The following is a 16377-nucleotide window of genomic DNA, read 5'->3' as shown; positions in this document are numbered from 1 at the left end:
GGTTGCTAGTTAAGACCGACTGACGGCCCAGCTCAAGGCGCATTATGGCATGTGACATCAGGCGGCACATCCCGTATTGCGGCATGTAAAACCTTTGTAAAGCCGGGGGTTGAGGCAAGGCGGCAACCGTATGCGCAGCGTCGAGGTCTTGGCTTTTGATTCCCTCCACCCGATGAAGAGGGTGACTTTCCGCGCATACCAGGGCTGGGCTGCGGGCCTATCATGCAGGTCATGCCAATGACCAATTTCAACCATATCCGGCTGCTGCGTATCACGGGACTGATCGCCTACCTGTGCGACGGTACCCCGTTGTTCACCAATTGGGCGACCGAGCGGCTGGATTTGCTGCATAGCCCCAATTTCGCGCTGCTGCTGTGCACGCTTTTCTACCTGATCTTCGGCATTGTCTATTTATTGATCACCAACAATCTCGGGGCGCGCACCAATATGGCGGCGCGACTGTTCGGCCTGTTGCTGCTGACCGTGGCCGCTCTGATGGTGGGCTGGTACAGCCATAGCGGATTGTCGGCCATCTTGCTGGTAGTCGTGGCGGTGGTGCTGCCGTGGCTGGTGCCGTTCTGGGTCGGCATGGCATGGATCGTCTTTCAGACCTTATGCCTGGCGGTGCTGTTCTCCACCTTTGGCGAATTCAAGCACAGCGCCCTGCTCGGCGTATTGCAGGCGAGCATCTACACCGCGTTTTCCATGCTCGGCTTCGTGGCCTCCATGGTTGCCAGCCAGCAGGCGGAAGAGCGCGAAGCCCAGCGGCGGCTCAATTCCGAATTGCGCGCCACGCGTGCGCTGCTCGCCGAATCGACCCGCATCGCCGAACGCATGCGCATTGCGCGCGAGCTGCACGATCTGATCGGTCATCACCTCACCGCGCTCAGCCTCAATCTGGAAGTGGCCAGCCACCTCAGCAATGAGTCCGCGGCGGTACATGTCCGCAAGGCGCAGAGCACGGCACGGTTGCTTCTGGCGGACGTGCGCGAAGCGGTCAGCGAACTGCGTCAGGACGATGCCATCGATCTGACTCAGGCATTGCAAAGTCTTATCGATGGTGTGCCCAGCATGCACGTCCATCTGACCACGCCGCCGCGTTTCAGCGTGGAAGATCCCCGCCGCGCACAGATGCTGCTGCGTTGCGTGCAAGAGATCATCACCAATACCGCCAAGCATGCCAGCGCACGGAACCTGTGGCTGAGCTTCGCTTACGATGACGAAAACCGGCTGAACCTGAATGCGCGGGACGATGGACGCGGCACCGCGACGATCCTGCCGGGAAATGGTCTGTCCGGCATGCGCGAGCGACTGGCGGAATTTGGCGGCGATGTGACGGTTGAGAGCGAAGCAGGGCAGGGTTTTGCACTTCAACTACGTCTACCCCTGGGTGAGCCTTCGGTCTTGGCACACACCCCTTCACGTTTCGAGCCCCCTGCGTTGAGCCTGACATGATGCCCTGCAAGAATGACCAGTCGCCTTTGTCCGTTGTATCTATGTGGTCAATGACGGACCACCAACGTTGCGAGGATTCACGATGATTTCCGTTTGTCTCGTCGACGACCAGAACCTGGTTCGGCAAGGAGTGCGTTCCCTGCTCGATCTGGCCGAGGACATCCGCGTCGTGGCCGAATGTGCCGATGGCGTGCAAGCCGTGCAGGACATTCCGCGGATCAAGCCGGATGTGGTGCTGCTGGACTTGCGCATGCCGAACATGAGCGGCCTGGAGGTGCTCCAGGCGCTTTCGGCGCGCAACGAACTGCCCCCCACCATCATTCTCACCACCTTCGACGACGACCAGCTTGTGCTGCAGGGCCTGAAGGCGGGAGCGCGCGGTTATCTGCTGAAGGATGTCTCGCTGGAACAACTCGTCGAAGCCGTGCGCACGGTCGCGAGCGGTGGCTCGCTGGTCGCGCCGATGGTGACCCAGCGCCTGCTTGCGGGTGTCGGCCGCATCCATAACCAGTTCACCAGCCTGGAACAACCCGATCCGCTTACCGAGCGCGAAACCGAGATCCTCCGCCTCTTGTCCGGCGGTTACAGCAATAAGGAAATTGCCAATTCTCTCAAGGTGGCCGAGGGGACCGTGAAAAACCACGTTTCCAACATTCTCTCCAAGCTCGGCGTGCGCGATCGTACCCGCGCCGTTCTCAAGGCGCTGGAATTGGGCATCGTCTGACGTCTCCGGTTCGGCTCGCCAGATGCCGGGAATGCTGCGCAGCAGCGTGGCAAAGGGCTCGTTCGGCCCGTAGCGTTCCTGCGCGTGAGCAAGTACCATCGGCAGCTTAGGCGCCGGCCGACCCCCCGTCTGATGCGATTTCCCCAAGGAAGCCATCTCTAGGCGGACCCGTTCCGACCTGCGCTTTCCACTGCACTAGAGAGACGTCTCGGAGAAACCTGGAATGACGCGTGTCCTGGAATTCATCGTTGCCCTGATCATCGTCGCCGTACTTGGCGTCGCTGTGGGCTTCATCATGCCCGGTAGCGGCCACGTTGAGCGGTCGTTGACGGTTGGCAAAGATCTACGCCAGGTCTACGACGTGGTGGCTAACTTCCGTACCTTCCCCGACTACGGCGTGCTGCGCGCGTACGATCCCAGCACCAAGTACACCTTGTCCGGCAATGCCTATGGCCCGGGCGCGGAGATCAGCTGGAGCAGCCTGGATCCGAAAGTGGGCGAGGGCAAGCTGACCGTCGCCAGCACCACGCCGGAATTCGACAAGATCGATACCACGGTCAACAGTGCCGAGATCGTCTGGAACGTCGACAACGACTGGCGCGGCAACGACAAGCACTTCACCCTCGACCTCCTGCGTCAGGGCAGCACCGGCAAGCTGACCAAGATCACCTGGTCGTATGACGTGAGCTACGGCATGAGCATCCTCAACCGTTACTCCAACATGTACATCCACGGCGCGCCGGACGCGTTCATCCAGTACAGCATGAACAATCTGCAGAACGTGCTGGCGGGTGTGCCGAACATCGATTACAGCGCGCTGACTCCGTACATCGTCCAGACGAAGCCGACGCCTATGCTGGTCGTTTCCACGTCCATGAAGCGCAAGGACGGTCTGGATGGCCTGAATGCAGCGACCGATACCGCGGTCGGCGAGATCCAGGCCGCCGCCAAGAAACTGGGCGTGAACATCACCGGTCCGCGCGTCATCTTCACCACCAACTATGGTGACGAGACCTACACCTTCGATGTGGGCATGCCGATCGATGCCACCAGCCTCACCGTGGGCGGCCAGAGCTATCAGCTGGCGGCTGCGACACCGCCGTCGCTCGACGACAGCGGCGCTCCGGCTTCCAGCAGCACCGCTGCCGCACCCGCGGCCGATAACAACCAGCCGGGCGGCAAGGATCGCTACGGTCGCCTGGTCATCGACAACAACGTGCGCGGCGTGCTGGCGTACGGTGGTGCAGCGCTGGAAGCGCCGTGGAACGGCACCGCTGCCGGCGTGCCGCAGACCCGCGACATGCTCAAGGCCTACGCGCAGACGCACGGCTACAAGTTCGACGAAATCACCAACCGTCTGTACGACATCCTGACCCAGCCGGAAGTGAAGGATGCCGGCGGCAACATCACGACCTATGCGCAGTACGGCGTGTATCTGCCGATCAGCGATTCTGCCGAAGGTGCCGCGCTGCCGCAGCAGACGCCGGAGCAGATCGCCGGCGTCAAGCAGCCTGGCGTGATGAGCGCTCAGCCTGCTTCGAGCGGCACGGCGCCGGCTCCTGCCAGCACCGCTGCGGCTCCAGCCAGCGGCCAGTAAGCACCCGCTTGTCGCTTTCAAAAGCCCTCCCTTCCGGGAGGGCTTTTTTGTTTCCGGATTCGGGTCTCGCCATGCGCAGCGAACTTTGCGCGGTGCTTGCGGTACATTGCACGACAGTTCCTTTTGCGACCGGACATGATCGAGACTGACAAGCTCACGAAGCGCTATGGCCATTTGACCGCCGTGGATGCGCTGAGCATCTACGCCGAGCCGGGACAGGTGCTGGGCCTGTTGGGTCCCAACGGCGCCGGCAAGACCACGGCGATGCGCATGATCGCCGGCTTTCTCGCTCCCACTGCGGGTACGGCGCGCGTATGCGGTCACGATGTGATCAAGGAGCCGCTGAAAGCCAAGCGCGCGCTCGGCTATTTGCCGGAAGGCGCGCCCAGCTATGGTGAGATGACCGTGCGCGAATTCCTGATCTTCGTCATGCGCATGCGCGGATTGCGCTCCGATGTGGGGCGCCGTCGCTTTGATGAAGTCGTGGGTCGCCTGCAACTGGAAGAAGCGTTGAATGTCAGCGTCGACACGCTGTCCAAGGGCTTGCGCCGACGCGTCGGTCTTGCGCAGGCCATCGTGCACGATCCGCCGGTGCTGATGCTGGACGAGCCCACCGACGGCCTCGACCCCAATCAGAAGCACACGGTCCGTCAGTTGATCGACGCGATGGCCCGCGAGCGCACCATTCTGATTTCCACGCATCTGCTCGAGGAAGTGCATGCGTTGTGCAACCGCGTCGTGATCATCGCCGGCGGACGGCTGCGCGCGGATGCGACGCCGGCGGAGCTCGAAGCGCGTTCGCGGTACCACGGCGCCGTGTCGTTCAGCGCCGCAGGCAGTGCCATCTCGCAGGAAATGCTCGGACGCCTGCCGCAAGTCGCCGGTATCGAAGTGGATCCGCTGGATGGCCGCATCACGGTATTTCCCAAACCCGGCGAGCGGATCTTGGAGCCGGTGGAAACGCTGCTTCGCCAGCAAGGCCTGGAAGTCTCGGAAATTCAACTCGAGCGCGGGCGCCTGGACGAGGTGTTCCGCCAGATAACGCTTGGCGCCGACGTGGAGACACAGCCATGAGTCCCACGATGGCCATCATGCGTCGCGAACTGCGCAGTTATTTCGTCACGCCGGTTGCGTATGTGTTTCTGGTGATCTTCCTGGTGCTGTCGGGCATCCTGACGTTCTACGCAGGCGACTTCTACGATCGGGGCATCGCCGATCTTCAACCGTTCTTTGTCATGCACCCCTGGCTTTATCTCATTCTGGTGCCGGCAGTGTCGATGCGCTTGTGGGCCGAAGAGGCGAAAGGCGGAACGCTGGAACTACTGATGACCCTGCCAGCGACGCTGTGGCAGGCGATGCTCGGCAAGTTCCTGGCCGCGTGGTTTTTCGTGGGGCTGGCGTTGTTGCTGACGTTTCCGATCTGGATCACGGTCAATTACCTTGGATCGCCGGACAACGGCATCATCGTCGCAGGCTACATCGGCAGTTGGTTGATGGCCGGTGCGTTTCTTGCCATCGGCGCATGCCTGTCCACGCTGACGAGCAGCCAGGTGGTGGCTTTCATTCTCACGGCCGTCGTGTGCGTGTTGTTGATTCTCGTCGGCCAGTCGCAGGTGCTGGATTTCTTCCAGGGCGCGCTGCCTCGCAGACTGGTGAATGCCGTGGCGCATCTGTCCATGGTGCGTCACTACGAGGCGATCGCGCGCGGTGTGCTGGATGTGCGCGATCTTTTGTATTTCGTGCTCACCATCGCTGCGTGGCTGACGGCTGGCGTATTGGTGCTCGATATGAAGCGGAGTCATTGAGTGATACCGCGCCCATTATTCCGCCGGCGTACCCTCCTGTTCAGTGCGTTGATCGCGTTGATCGTGTCGTATTGCACCCTTGCGCTGGTCACCAGCCGGTGGCTCGAGCCCGAGCGGTTCGACCTCACGCAAGACCATCTCTACACGCTCTCGACAGGTACGCAGCAGATCATCGACAGCGCGCGCCGCCCGCTATGGCTCACGCTGTACTTTTCCCAGCACGCGACACGCGATTTGCCGCAACTGCGCAGTTACGAGCAGCGCGTCAACGAGATGCTGCAAGAGATGGTGGCGCGTTCTCATGGGCGCATCCGCTTGCAAGTGGTCGATCCGGTGCCTTACTCCGACGATGAAGCGAGTGCCGAGGGCAATGGCCTCACGCCGATCAGCGGCGGCACCAACGGGGAGCGCATCTTCTTCGGTCTCGTCGGTGCCACGCGACAAACCGGTGCGGACAATCCCTCGGATGTGGCCGCCGACCTGCCGGACGACATCGATGGAAAATCGACCGACCGCAGCCTGGCCATTCCTTTTTTCGATCCAGGCCGTGAAACGTTCCTTGAGTACGACATCGCCAAGTTGCTGTATCAGCTGAGCGAACCGCAGAGGCCGCGCATCGGCGTCATCAGCAGCCTCCCGGTGATGGGAGACCCTCCGCAAGGCGCACAGCCATGGACGGTCATGCGACAGCTGCAGCAGCTTTTCGATGTGGAGACGTTGAGTCCGGACAAACTCAAGCAGATCGACAAGAGCATCCAGGTCGTGCTGCTGATCCATCCCAAGAATCTGCCAAACGATGCGCAATATGCGCTGGATCAATACGTGCTTGAAGGTGGGCATCTGGTGGTCTTCGTGGATCCGCTGGCGGAATCCGATCCCACTCCGTTCGTCGACGATGCGACAAGCGCCACCAATAACCACAGCTCCAACCTGCCGCGTTTGTTTGCCGATTGGGGCGTTTCTTACAGTCCGGATCAGGTCGTACTCGATCGCGGACGCGCGCTGCAGATCGAACTGGCGGGCGCGAATCTGGCCCATCCGGCGATGCTGGGCCTGGGCGCGCAGGAGCTCAATCGCGACGACGTCGTGACCTCCAGCCTGCAGCGCATCTACGTTTCCTCGGCAGGGCACTTCGATCTTCTGCCCAACGCCACCACGCGATTGATTCCGCTGGTGCAAAGTAGCGCCGATGCCGAAGTCGTTCCTACGCAGCGTGTGATCGAAGCGAGCAACAACCCCACCAGCCTGCTGCAGGGCTATCAGCCGCAAGGGCAGAACTACGTGATCGCGGCGCGCCTGCGCGGTCCCTTTGTCAGCGCATTCCCCGAACTCGCCAAGAAGCCTGGACATCTGGCGGAATCGGCGACCAATGCCGAGATCATTCTGGTTGCCGATACGGATCTGCTGACCGACCGCCTTTGGGTGGAGACGCAGACCTTCCTCCTGGGGCAGCCGATGTTGAGCGCGCTTGCGAACAATGGCGATTTCATCACCAATCTGGTGGACAACCTCAGCGGTTCGTCGGCACTGCTTTCCATTCGCGGCCGTTCCAGCTCACAGCGTCCCTTCAGCCATGTGCTCGCACTGAAACGCGCTGCCGACCGAAAATTCCTGCAGAAGGAACAGGAACTGGAAAGCGAACTGGCCGACACCAAGCAGCGACTGGACGAGTTGCAGCCGGCCAAGGGGGCGCGCGATGACTCGACCAGCACCGAGCAGAAGCACGAGATCGAGCAATTCCTGAAGCGCGAGCTGGAAATCAGCAAGGAATTGCGCGATGTGCAGCACCAGTTGAATGCCGAAATCGATGCGCTGGGCATGCAGCTGAAGATGATCAACATCGTGCTGCTGCCCATGCTGATTACGGCGATCGGCTTGCTGTATGGCTGGCGTCGCACGCGGCGCAACCGGCGCCAGCGCACATGAAGGTGGCAATATGCCGCAAGCGCATCCTGCCGGGTAAAAGTTGCCGTGATTTAAGCTGGGTCGTTGCCGCTACATGGTGATGTGGATCGGGTCGATGATCGCCGTCTTGTTGAAATGGATCATTCCCTGGGAATTCTCGTGGGTCTTCCTCGGGACATTCCTGGCCGTGTGTGTGCTGTATTGGCGTGGGAGCCGCAAGTTGCCGGTGAGCGGCGGGCGCCGCTTGGCGTTCTGGTCAGGCATGACGATCGTCTATCTGACGCTTCACACGTATTTCGATTTCTATGCCGAGCATGAATTCTTCATGCACCGCATCCAGCAATTGCTGCTGCATCACATCGCACCGCTGGTGATCATGGCTTCCTATCCGGGGTCGGTTTTGCGCGCGGGCATGCCGTTGAGCTGGCGCGTGCACATGCTTCGCCCCGCGTTGCGGACGTGGCCATGGCGCCTGGTGAGTGCGGTACTGCTCAATCCTGCGATTGCAACGATCCTGTTCGTGGCCTTCATCCTGATCTGGCTGATCCCTTCCATGCAGACGATGGCGATGCTGGACTGGCGCGTCTATCGCTTCATGAACTGGTCGATGATCGTGAGCGGCTTCGTCTACTGGTGGCTGGTGCTCGATCACCGGCCGCGTCCGCCAGGGCGCATGATCCCGGGTTTGCGTGTGCTTTCGCCCGGCATCACCATGACACCGCAGATCCTCGCCGGCGCCATCATCACCTTCTCCAAGAGCGATCTCTACCCGATTTTCGAGATTTGCGGCCGTGCCTTCGACTTCAACGTTTTCACCGGGCAATTGATCGGCGGCATCATCATCTGGGTACCGGCGGCGACGATCGAGACCATCGGTGGCCTGCTGGCGATGCGGCAATGGCTGCGTCTTTCGCGCAGCGGCCGTATCCGGCGCCAGTCGCGTGCTGCTCAGTCGCAGGTGAGCGCTGCGTCTGCAGGCAGTCACGGTTGAAAAGTCTCTAAGGTTCAGTGTGAATGTGCAGCAGGCGGCGGCCGGTGAAATGGGCTTCCGACGGATAGCCAAAGGCATTGTTGATGTAAGTGACGCCATCGAGCGTAAGCTGTCGATTCACGTGACTGTGTCCGTACACGTGCATGCTTGAGCCCAATTGCCTGAGCTGCGTTTCCAGGATGGTGGAGCCCAGTACGGGATAGATCTTGCGATGCCGGGTCGGGATGCGTTCGGGCATGAGATCGATGCGTGGCAGAAAATGCGAAAAGGTAATGATCTTGCTCGCACCGTCGATCGCTGACGATGGCGCGACTGGATTTTGGTCCGTGAAGAACCGCGTCACTGCCGCATCGTCATAACCTTCCGGCCAGCGGCAGGCACGATAGTCCACCCATGCGCCCTTGAGAAAATCGTCGGGTTCGCCGAAGGAATAGTCGTACCACCCAAGCAGCGGAGCGATGGCGAGATCGCCGTGACGATAAGGATCGACGTGAACGTCATGCCGGATGGCGACGTCGCGCACTGCCTCGAATTTCTCGATGGAGTCGCGCATGCCATCGCGCGACACCCATAGATCGTGATTCCCGGGTACGTACAGGACCGCCGAGAAGCGATCTTTCAGCGCCTTGAACCCTTCCGCAAGCAGAGCGAGCTTGTCCGAGATGTCGCCCGCGAGTATCAGCGCATCGTGTTGGTATTCGCGCCGGGACAACTGCTCCAGCCACTCACGATTGGAGGCGTAGTCCAGGTGCAGGTCAGAGACGGCATAGACGCGCATGGAAGACTTGTATGAATGGCGGCTCAGTTCGCATCGGCTGCGTTGGCGGGACGAACAAGAAACGCTACGGGCAAGTGGCTGCCGTCGGCGAAGTCGAGGGTGATGTCGATAGTGTCACCCACTTTGGGCGGACTGGCTGCTTGCTCGAGCATCAGATGGTAACTCGCCGGGGCCAGCGATACCTCGCCCTGTGCCGGAATGGCGAGGCGGCTCACCGTGGTCATCCGATCCATGCCGCCGGCGTCCTGCGTGCTTTGATGAAGCATTACCGACGCGTAGGCCTTGCTATGTGCTCCGACCAATACGGCGTTCGATACGCCATTATTTCGCAAGGCAACGTAGCCGCTGGCGGGCAGTTCGCCCGGCAGCAGGCGAATCCATGCGTGGCTTGCCGTGACGTGATCGGCTTCCGCGGCCTGTGCGCGACCCGCAAGCATCACGCCCGATGCCAGCAAAAAAAGCAGGCGACATAGCATCACGTCGTGTCTCCGGGGCTGAGCAGCAGATGCAGATCGTGCACCAGCTTGTCTTGCGTATCGGCGGGCGTGGCCAGTAACCGCGCCTTGCCGTTGCCATCGAAGATATAGATGCCCGAACTATGGCTGACATCGTAGCTGCCATCGGCTTTGCCGGGCTCGCGGGTGAAGGCGGCGCGATAGCGTTTGGTCAGCGCCTCGACATCGGAAGGCGAGCCGGTAAGCCCTACGGCATGTGGATCGAACGCACTGACGTAGCCGTGCAGCACCGCTGGCGTATCGCGCGTCGGATCGACGCTTACGAAAAGAATGCGCACGCCATCGGAAAGCTTGCCCAGCTGTTGCATCACCACATGCAGATGCGCCAGCGTCAATGGACATACGTCGGGACAATGCGTGTAGCCGAAGTACAACAGGGTAACCTTGCCGCGATAGTCGGCAGCGGTGACGGTCTTGCCCTGATCGTCGGTCAGCTGGAAGGACAGGTCGGGCATGTGACCTGAGATATCCGATAGCTGCCACGGTGGCGGTTGATCCTGATGGCAGGCACTCATCGACAGGCTTGCAAGCAATATCGTCAAAAGACAAATCAGGCGGGCGAGACGCAACAGCTTCATGCAAGAATCCCGGTGGTCGATCCTGCGAGCATACGCCACACGTGGCGATCCATGGTTTTCTCAGGCGAAGGAAGGGTTTTCGTGCGACAACTTGTCCGTCATCGCGATGGTTTGCTAGCGGGTCTCGCAGGTGCCAGCGCCGTGCTGCTGGGCGCTTTCGGCGCGCACGGTTTACGCGGCACGCTTGACGCTGCCCATTACGAGTTGTGGCACACCGCCGTTGAATACCATTTCTGGCATGCACTGGCGCTTGGGTTGGCGGTGCTTTGCGGGCGACAAAAAGCGGCTCGCATCGCTTCGCTCGCTTTCGGGCTTGGCATCGTACTGTTCAGCGGCAGCCTTTACGCGCTGGCTCTGGGCGGATATCGCACGATCGGCCTTGCCACTCCTTTTGGTGGAGTGGCCTTTATCGTGGGCTGGATTGCGCTGGGGTTGGCGTTGCATGCGAAAAGCCAATCGATTCAGTAATGCGTGCACCGTGTCTTTGCAGTCGAATCGTGAACATCAAAGCCCAGGGGTAGAATGGGGCTTTTACCGGAGACCTCGATGAAGCCGTTCGGCACGCCCCATTCCGACCATGCCTTGAAGGTGCTTTTGCTCGGATCGGGCGAACTGGGCAAAGAGGTTGCCATCGAGTTGCAGCGATACGCCGTGGAGGTCATCGCCGTCGACCGCTATGCCGACGCGCCCGCCATGCAGGTGGCGCACCGCAGCCATGTGATCGACATGCTGGATGGCACCGCGCTGCGCAACGTGATCGCCCAGGAACGGCCCGATCTGGTGGTTCCCGAAATCGAGGCCATTCATACGCCCACGCTGGTGGAGCTGGAAAAAGAAGGCCTGCGTGTGATCCCGACCGCCCGCGCCGCGTGGCTGACGATGGACCGCGAAGGCATCCGCAGGCTCGCTGCCGAGGAACTGGGACTGCCCACCTCGCCCTATCGTTTCTGCGAGACGGAGCCGGAGTATCGCGCTGCGATCGCCGCCATCGGCTACCCCTTTGTGATCAAGCCGGTGATGAGTTCGTCGGGTAAGGGTCAGAGCATCGTGCGCGATGCGTCCGAGGTCCAGGAGGCGTGGGACTATGCCCAGTCCGGCGGGCGTGCGGGCAAGGGCCGCGTAATCGTCGAAGGATTCGTGCCGTTCGATTACGAAATCACGTTGCTCACCGTCAGGCACAAGGACGGCACCCAGTTCTGCGCGCCGATCGGACACCGTCAGGAAGACGGGGACTATCGCGAATCCTGGCAGCCGCAACCGATGAGTTCCGCGGCCTTGGCCCAGGCGCAACGTCAGGCGGAGGCGATCACCACCGCCCTGGGCGGATGGGGCGTTTTTGGCGTCGAATTTTTCGTCAAGGGCGACGACGTCGTTTTCTCCGAGGTCAGTCCGCGTCCGCACGACACCGGGCTGGTCACGCTGATTTCGCAAGACCTGTCCGAATTTGCGCTACACGCGCGCGCCATTCTCGGCCTGCCGATCCCGGTGATCCGCCAGAGCGGTCCGTCCGCGTCCTGTGCCGTGCTGGTGGAAGGCGAGGGACGTGCGCCGCGCTATCACGGCGTCGCCGATGCGCTGGTCGAGCCCGATACGCAATTGCGCATCTTCGGCAAACCCGAAGTGAAAGGGCGTCGTCGCATGGCTGTCACGCTGGCGCGCGATACGGATATCGAGGCAGCCAAGGCGAAGGCGATTCGCGCCGCGAAAGCCATTCGCACGGAGTTGTAGAATCCGAAGGTGCCTGCGGTGTGCGCACGGCTAGATCACTACAGCGGTCGCTGAACGGGGAGCGGTTATGGAATCGACGGGCTTTTCGCATTGGTTGGTGGTGCTGGTGGAAACCTTTGCGCTGCTATTCGTGCTGCTGCTGGTCATCGCGATTCTGGTGGTGCTGGTGGTCTGGGTGGTCGACCGCAACCAGACGCACAATTCGGTGCTGCGCAACTATCCGGTGATCGGGCATTTCCGTTACTTCTTCCTGCACCTGGGCGAATTTTTCCGTCAGTATCTTTTCTCCAGCGATCGCGAAGAATTGCCGTTCAACCGCGCCGAACGCATGTGGGTCTATCGCGCGGCGAAGAATACGGAAAACACCAACGCTTTCGGCTCCACGCGCGATCTGCGCGGAGAGGGCGTGCCGTTTTTCGTCAATGCGGCGTTTCCGGCCCTGGGCGATCATCACGTCAAACCCAAGCCCGTGCGCATGGGGCCGTATGCGCGAGAGCCCTATGACCACGCCGCGTTCTTCAACATCTCCGCGATGAGCTTCGGCGCGCTTTCCGCGCCGGCGGTGCGTGCGCTTTCCATCGGCGCGGCCAAGGCAGGCATCTGGATGGATACGGGCGAGGGCGGCCTCGCGCCGTATCACCTGGAAGGCGGTTGTGACATCGTGTTCGAGATCGGTACGGCGAAATACGGCGTCCGCACGCCCGATGGCAAGCTGGACGATCAGAAGTTGCTGGCCATCTGCGCGCACAAGCAGGTGAGGATGGTCAGTATCAAGCTTGGCCAGGGTGCGAAGCCGGGCATGGGCGGCTTGTTGCCGGCGGCGAAGGTGACGCCGGAAATCGCGGCGATTCGCGGTATTCCGGTGGGCCAGGATTCGCAGAGTCCGAACCGGCACCTGGATATCGCCAACGTGCCGCAACTGATGGATGCGATCAAACACATCCGCGATCTCACCGGTAAACCGACCGGCTTCAAGGCCGTGTTCGGCGGCTTGGAGTGGATCGAGGAGTTGTGCGACGAGGTCCATAAGCGCGGCATCGAAAGCGCGCCGGATTTCATCATCGTCGATGGTTCCGAAGGCGGCACGGGTGCGGCGCCGCAGACACTGATGGAAGGCGTCGGCCTGCCGCTGCATGAAGCGTTGCCTGCGCTGGTGAACACGCTGATCGAGAAAGGCCTGCGCGACCGCATCAAGGTCATCTGCTCAGGCAAGTGCATTACGGCGTACGACGTGGCCTGGGCGCTTTCCATGGGCGCGGATTTCGTCAATTCCGCGCGCGGATTCATGCTGGCGCTGGGATGCATCCAGTCGTTGCAATGCAACCGCAACACCTGTCCCACCGGCATCACCACGCAGAACCCGCGGCTGCAACGCGGATTGGTGGTGACGGACAAGAGCGTGCGTGTCGCGAACTACGCAAAGAACGTGATGCACGAAGTGGGCATCATCGCGCACAGCTGCGGTGTGGACGATCCGCGCGAACTCGATCGCACGCATTGTCGCGTCGTCGGCGATGACGGCATCTCCGTGCCGCTGATCAAGCTGTTTCCCTATCCGCAAGGTGCCGCGAGCAAGGTGCCGGCAACGGCAGGACGTTCGTGAACTGATCAGCGGCGCTTGAGCGCAGTCCAGCCTTCCACTGTGCGCACTTGCAACGGCTGGAATCGGCGCTTGTAGTCCATCTTCGGATGGCCGTCGATCCAGAAGCCGAGATAGACCCACGGTATGCCGTTGCGCCTCGCCATCTCCACTTGCTGCAGGATCGCGAAGGTGCCCAGGCCGCGCTGCTGTTCGTCGGGATCGTAAAACGTATAGACGGCCGAAATGCCCGTTGCGCACACGTCGGTCACGGCGACGCCGAGCAGACGGTCGTTCAGATACATCTCGAGAAACAGCGTGGGGCTCCACGGCGCCGTGAGAAAGCGTCGGAAGTCGCTGGCCTCGGCTTCATCCATGCCGCCGCCTGGGTGGCGGGTGCGCAGATAGCGCGAGTAGAGCGCGTGGCGTTCGCTGTTGTAGCCGGCCATGCGCTCGGTCACGGTGAGGTCGGCGTTTTGCTTCAGGCAGCGGCGCTGCGAGCGATCCGGCTTGAAGTTGGCCACGTCGATGCGGCACGGCGTACAGGCATGGCAACTGGGGCAGTGCGGAAAGTAGAGATGCCCGCCAGCGCGGCGGAAGCCGTGATCCAGAGCCGCCCCGTACAGCCGGTCCAGCTGGGGCGCCGCGGGGTCGATCACCAGGTTTTGCGCCGTGCGCCCAGCAAAATAGCCGCAACTGTGCGGCAAGGTCTGGAACAGGCGGACGTGATCGGAGCGCATGGGGCGATTCTATGACCGCCGCCGGCTGCCGTGGCAAGCGTTAGATTTTGCAGGCTCTTACAGCACGTGCAGGTAGTGGAGCCCGAGCACCATGAACACGCCCAGGATGGCCAGCAACGTGATGCGCCGCGCCCGGGCCACCGTGTGTTCGCGGCGGACGTAGAGGGAGGCCTCCGGATTGCGCGCGATGTTCAGCTCCTCGGCGTGGCGGACCGTCGGGTCGATGCCGAGCTGGCGCAGCAACTCGCGAGCCCTGGTGTAGTCGTCCGCGCGGGTGATCCAGACCTGGGGCCAGCTGTCGCGGCTTTCGCTGCGTTGCTGGTAGCTGAAACGCTGGTAGCTCGGACGGTTCCAGTTGGAACGGTTGGTGATCGTCGTTTCCACCCCGTTCTCGGCCATGTAGGCGACAACGCGGTCGATGTTTTCCTGACGGGGTGACGTATAGAGCAGTCGCATAAGGACAGTTTAAGTCAATCGCCACGCAGCCGGATTAACCCTTCCTGCGCCGTCGAGGCCACCAGTCGCCCGTCGCGGCTGAAGATCTGTCCGCGTGCCAGTCCGCGCGCGCCCTGCGCCGTGGGGCTGTCGAAGGAATAAAGCAGCCATTCGTCGACCCGGAACGGACGATGGAACCACAGCGCATGGTCGAGGCTGGCCATCTGGATGTTGTGGGTGACGTAGGAAATGCCGTGCGGCAGCGTCGCCGTGCCGATCAGGTGGAAATCGGAGGCATACGCCAGCAAGGCGCGATGCAACCCGGCCGAGCCATTCACCGGCGCGGTGAGGCGGAACCAGATGTGCTGGATCGGCGGGCGCTTGGCCGGATGAAGTTCATCGCGCGGCCACACCTGGCGGAATTCGAACGGGCCGTCGCTACCCAGCCAGCGCTGCAGTTTTACCGGGAGACGCGCCAACTCCTCGCGCGGTACCCGGTGCATCGGCTCCAGGTCCTCGGGCGCAGGCACTTCCGGCATGCTGGACTGATGTTCGACGCCTTTCTCGGGAACCTGAAACGAAATCGATCCGTTGAGAATGGGCTGGCCGTGCTGGATGGCCACCACGCGGCGCGAGGAAAACGTACCGCCGTCGCGCGCGCGTTCGACGCTGTACACGATGGGGGCATCGATATCGCCGGCCCGCAGGAAATACGCGTGCAGCGAATGCGCCTCGCGCGAGGAATCGACCGTCTGCTGCGCCGCCGCCAGGGCCTGGCCCAGCACCTGCCCGCCGAACACGAAACGCGTGCCGATATCCCGGCTCTGCCCGCGGAAAAGATTGTCTTCCAGCCGCTCGAGCTCCAACAGCTCGACCAGTTCGCTGACGTGTGTTTCCGGCATGCCGATAGCCCAGGTGGCGTAAGGAGGTTCGCGATTATAGGGTGAGGCCGATACTGGTGGACTACGGACTCGCGCCAATACGCGCCAGACCGCTGCCGGCAAGTACCTCGTCCCATGGGAACAGCGGTCCGGGGTCCAGTTTGCGGGGGACTTCCTTGTGGGGATCGTCGCTGGCCGGCACCCGGGCCAGGTCCAGATCCTCGTGGCCGGCGATCTCGTGCAGGTTGGGGTATTCGGAGCGCAATTGCGCAAGCAGGGCGCGCAGCGAAGCGATCTGTGCCGCGGTGTAGGGCTCGGTCATGGTTTGACGGTGCGAGTCGAACCAGTTCGGATAGCGTCCCCGGTTGACCAGTTCGATACCGATCGACTGCGGGTTGTGGCCGCGCACGTGATTGGCGACGCGATTGCCTGGAACGTAGCGATAGACCGTGCCGTCGCGGTCGATGTAATAGTGGCCGCTGTTGCCGGTGCCGCTTTCATACAGCACCTTCTCGCCGTATTCGCGTGCGGTTGCCAGATCGGGCAGCTCGGTGCAATGAATGACCACCCATGTCACGGAACTGACTGGCCGCTCGGGCAGTTTTGCCACGTAGGGAAGCGGCTGGTCATGAATAGTGAGCATCGGCATGACGGCAGTCTCGCATG

At 61.8% G+C, this 16377-nt stretch carries 17 protein-coding genes; 10 read left to right on the top strand and 7 right to left on the bottom strand.

What is annotated here, in order from left to right:
- Window positions 1-231 precede the first annotated feature (231 nt).
- The 7 genes from DWU99_RS05885 to DWU99_RS05855 all read left to right on the top strand — a co-directional run bounded on the left by DWU99_RS05885 (window position 232) and on the right by DWU99_RS05855 (window position 8477).
- Complete coding sequence (locus DWU99_RS05885; RefSeq protein WP_115477205.1) at window positions 232-1455, top strand: sensor histidine kinase; 1224 nt, start codon at window positions 232-234, stop codon at window positions 1453-1455.
- An 82-nt stretch (window positions 1456-1537) separates the two neighbouring features.
- Window positions 1538-2179, top strand: coding sequence for a response regulator (locus tag DWU99_RS05880; protein ID WP_115477024.1), 642 nt, complete (start codon window positions 1538-1540; stop codon window positions 2177-2179).
- A 223-nt stretch (window positions 2180-2402) separates the two neighbouring features.
- Window positions 2403-3776, top strand: a complete 1374-nt coding sequence (locus DWU99_RS05875; RefSeq protein WP_115477023.1) for an SRPBCC family protein — start codon at window positions 2403-2405, stop codon at window positions 3774-3776.
- A gap of 135 nt (window positions 3777-3911) precedes the next feature.
- Entirely contained in the window at window positions 3912-4850 is a 939-nt protein-coding gene (locus DWU99_RS05870; protein ID WP_115477022.1) for an ABC transporter ATP-binding protein, read from the top strand.
- On the top strand, window positions 4847-5581 hold the full coding sequence (locus DWU99_RS05865) for an ABC transporter permease subunit (protein WP_115477021.1): 735 nt from the start codon (window positions 4847-4849) through the stop codon (window positions 5579-5581). Before DWU99_RS05870 ends, DWU99_RS05865 begins: the two co-directional genes overlap by 4 nt.
- Window positions 5582-5584: 3 nt before the next feature.
- Window positions 5585-7507 carry a GldG family protein gene (locus DWU99_RS05860; protein ID WP_199535720.1) on the top strand — a complete coding sequence of 641 codons (1923 nt, stop codon included), beginning with the start codon at window positions 5585-5587 and terminating at the stop codon, window positions 7505-7507.
- 94 nt (window positions 7508-7601) lie between these two features.
- Window positions 7602-8477, top strand: a complete 876-nt coding sequence (locus tag DWU99_RS05855) for a cytochrome c oxidase assembly protein (protein WP_115477204.1) — start codon at window positions 7602-7604, stop codon at window positions 8475-8477.
- Between the two features lie 7 nt (window positions 8478-8484).
- On the opposite strand, the gene DWU99_RS05850 is transcribed toward DWU99_RS05855, so the two are convergent.
- From DWU99_RS05850 to DWU99_RS05840, 3 genes are read right to left on the bottom strand one after another with little or no spacing between them, the layout of a single operon-like run.
- A complete protein-coding gene (locus DWU99_RS05850) occupies window positions 8485-9255 on the bottom strand; it encodes a metallophosphoesterase (protein ID WP_115477019.1) in 771 nt (256 codons plus the stop codon).
- Between the two features lie 23 nt (window positions 9256-9278).
- A complete protein-coding gene (locus DWU99_RS05845) occupies window positions 9279-9731 on the bottom strand; it encodes a copper chaperone PCu(A)C (RefSeq protein WP_115477018.1) in 453 nt (150 codons plus the stop codon).
- A complete protein-coding gene (locus DWU99_RS05840) occupies window positions 9731-10348 on the bottom strand; it encodes an SCO family protein (RefSeq protein WP_115477017.1) in 618 nt (205 codons plus the stop codon). The genes DWU99_RS05845 and DWU99_RS05840 overlap by 1 nt, the downstream gene beginning before the upstream one ends.
- Window positions 10349-10429: 81 nt before the next feature.
- On the opposite strand from DWU99_RS05840, the gene DWU99_RS05835 reads away from it, so the two are divergent.
- From DWU99_RS05835 to DWU99_RS05825, 3 genes are all read left to right on the top strand, one after another.
- Window positions 10430-10816, top strand: a complete 387-nt coding sequence (locus DWU99_RS05835; protein WP_233510887.1) for a DUF423 domain-containing protein — start codon at window positions 10430-10432, stop codon at window positions 10814-10816.
- Window positions 10817-10894: 78 nt separating this feature from the next.
- Window positions 10895-12076: a formate-dependent phosphoribosylglycinamide formyltransferase gene (purT, locus tag DWU99_RS05830; protein WP_115477015.1), complete on the top strand. Its 1182-nt coding sequence runs from the start codon at window positions 10895-10897 to the stop codon at window positions 12074-12076.
- A gap of 67 nt (window positions 12077-12143) precedes the next feature.
- Window positions 12144-13679 carry an FMN-binding glutamate synthase family protein gene (locus tag DWU99_RS05825; protein ID WP_115477014.1) on the top strand — a complete coding sequence of 512 codons (1536 nt, stop codon included), beginning with the start codon at window positions 12144-12146 and terminating at the stop codon, window positions 13677-13679.
- A 5-nt stretch (window positions 13680-13684) separates the two neighbouring features.
- Here the strand turns inward: DWU99_RS05825 and DWU99_RS05820 are convergent, their stop codons facing one another.
- The 4 genes from DWU99_RS05820 to DWU99_RS05805 all read right to left on the bottom strand — a co-directional run bounded on the left by DWU99_RS05820 (window position 13685) and on the right by DWU99_RS05805 (window position 16360).
- On the bottom strand, window positions 13685-14395 hold the full coding sequence (locus tag DWU99_RS05820; RefSeq protein ID WP_115477013.1) for an arginyltransferase: 711 nt from the start codon (window positions 14393-14395) through the stop codon (window positions 13685-13687).
- A 57-nt stretch (window positions 14396-14452) separates the two neighbouring features.
- The gene (locus tag DWU99_RS05815; RefSeq protein ID WP_115477012.1) at window positions 14453-14851 is read right to left on the bottom strand and encodes a hypothetical protein; all 399 of its coding nucleotides are present in this window, start codon (window positions 14849-14851) and stop codon (window positions 14453-14455) included.
- 14 nt (window positions 14852-14865) lie between these two features.
- Complete coding sequence (locus DWU99_RS05810) at window positions 14866-15732, bottom strand: acyl-CoA thioesterase (protein WP_115477011.1); 867 nt, start codon at window positions 15730-15732, stop codon at window positions 14866-14868.
- A gap of 61 nt (window positions 15733-15793) precedes the next feature.
- Window positions 15794-16360, bottom strand: a complete 567-nt coding sequence (locus DWU99_RS05805; RefSeq protein WP_115477010.1) for an N-acetylmuramoyl-L-alanine amidase — start codon at window positions 16358-16360, stop codon at window positions 15794-15796.
- Between the last annotated feature and the right edge of the window lie 17 nt (window positions 16361-16377).

The sequence above is a fragment of the Dyella psychrodurans genome (assembly GCF_003363265.1).
Classification (GTDB): Bacteria; Pseudomonadota; Gammaproteobacteria; order Xanthomonadales; family Rhodanobacteraceae; genus Dyella_B; species Dyella_B psychrodurans.
This window is presented reverse-complemented; position numbering and strand designations above follow the sequence as displayed.

Bases quoted from the DNA above. Each gene is read 5' to 3' on its own strand.
- DWU99_RS05885 (WP_115477205.1), top strand. From the start codon at position 232: ATGCCAATGACCAATTTCAACCATATCCGGCTGCTGCGTATCACGGGA.
- DWU99_RS05880 (WP_115477024.1), top strand. From the start codon at position 1,538: ATGATTTCCGTTTGTCTCGTCGACGACCAGAACCTGGTTCGGCAAGGA.
- DWU99_RS05875 (WP_115477023.1), top strand. From the start codon at position 2,403: ATGACGCGTGTCCTGGAATTCATCGTTGCCCTGATCATCGTCGCCGTA.
- DWU99_RS05870 (WP_115477022.1), top strand. From the start codon at position 3,912: ATGATCGAGACTGACAAGCTCACGAAGCGCTATGGCCATTTGACCGCC.
- DWU99_RS05865 (WP_115477021.1), top strand. From the start codon at position 4,847: ATGAGTCCCACGATGGCCATCATGCGTCGCGAACTGCGCAGTTATTTC.
- DWU99_RS05855 (WP_115477204.1), top strand. From the start codon at position 7,602: ATGATCGCCGTCTTGTTGAAATGGATCATTCCCTGGGAATTCTCGTGG.
- DWU99_RS05850 (WP_115477019.1), bottom strand. From the start codon at position 9,255: ATGCGCGTCTATGCCGTCTCTGACCTGCACCTGGACTACGCCTCCAAT.
- DWU99_RS05845 (WP_115477018.1), bottom strand. From the start codon at position 9,731: ATGCTATGTCGCCTGCTTTTTTTGCTGGCATCGGGCGTGATGCTTGCG.
- DWU99_RS05840 (WP_115477017.1), bottom strand. From the start codon at position 10,348: ATGAAGCTGTTGCGTCTCGCCCGCCTGATTTGTCTTTTGACGATATTG.
- purT (WP_115477015.1), top strand. From the start codon at position 10,895: ATGAAGCCGTTCGGCACGCCCCATTCCGACCATGCCTTGAAGGTGCTT.
- DWU99_RS05825 (WP_115477014.1), top strand. From the start codon at position 12,144: ATGGAATCGACGGGCTTTTCGCATTGGTTGGTGGTGCTGGTGGAAACC.
- DWU99_RS05820 (WP_115477013.1), bottom strand. From the start codon at position 14,395: ATGCGCTCCGATCACGTCCGCCTGTTCCAGACCTTGCCGCACAGTTGC.
- DWU99_RS05815 (WP_115477012.1), bottom strand. From the start codon at position 14,851: ATGCGACTGCTCTATACGTCACCCCGTCAGGAAAACATCGACCGCGTT.
- DWU99_RS05810 (WP_115477011.1), bottom strand. From the start codon at position 15,732: ATGCCGGAAACACACGTCAGCGAACTGGTCGAGCTGTTGGAGCTCGAG.
- DWU99_RS05805 (WP_115477010.1), bottom strand. From the start codon at position 16,360: ATGCCGATGCTCACTATTCATGACCAGCCGCTTCCCTACGTGGCAAAA.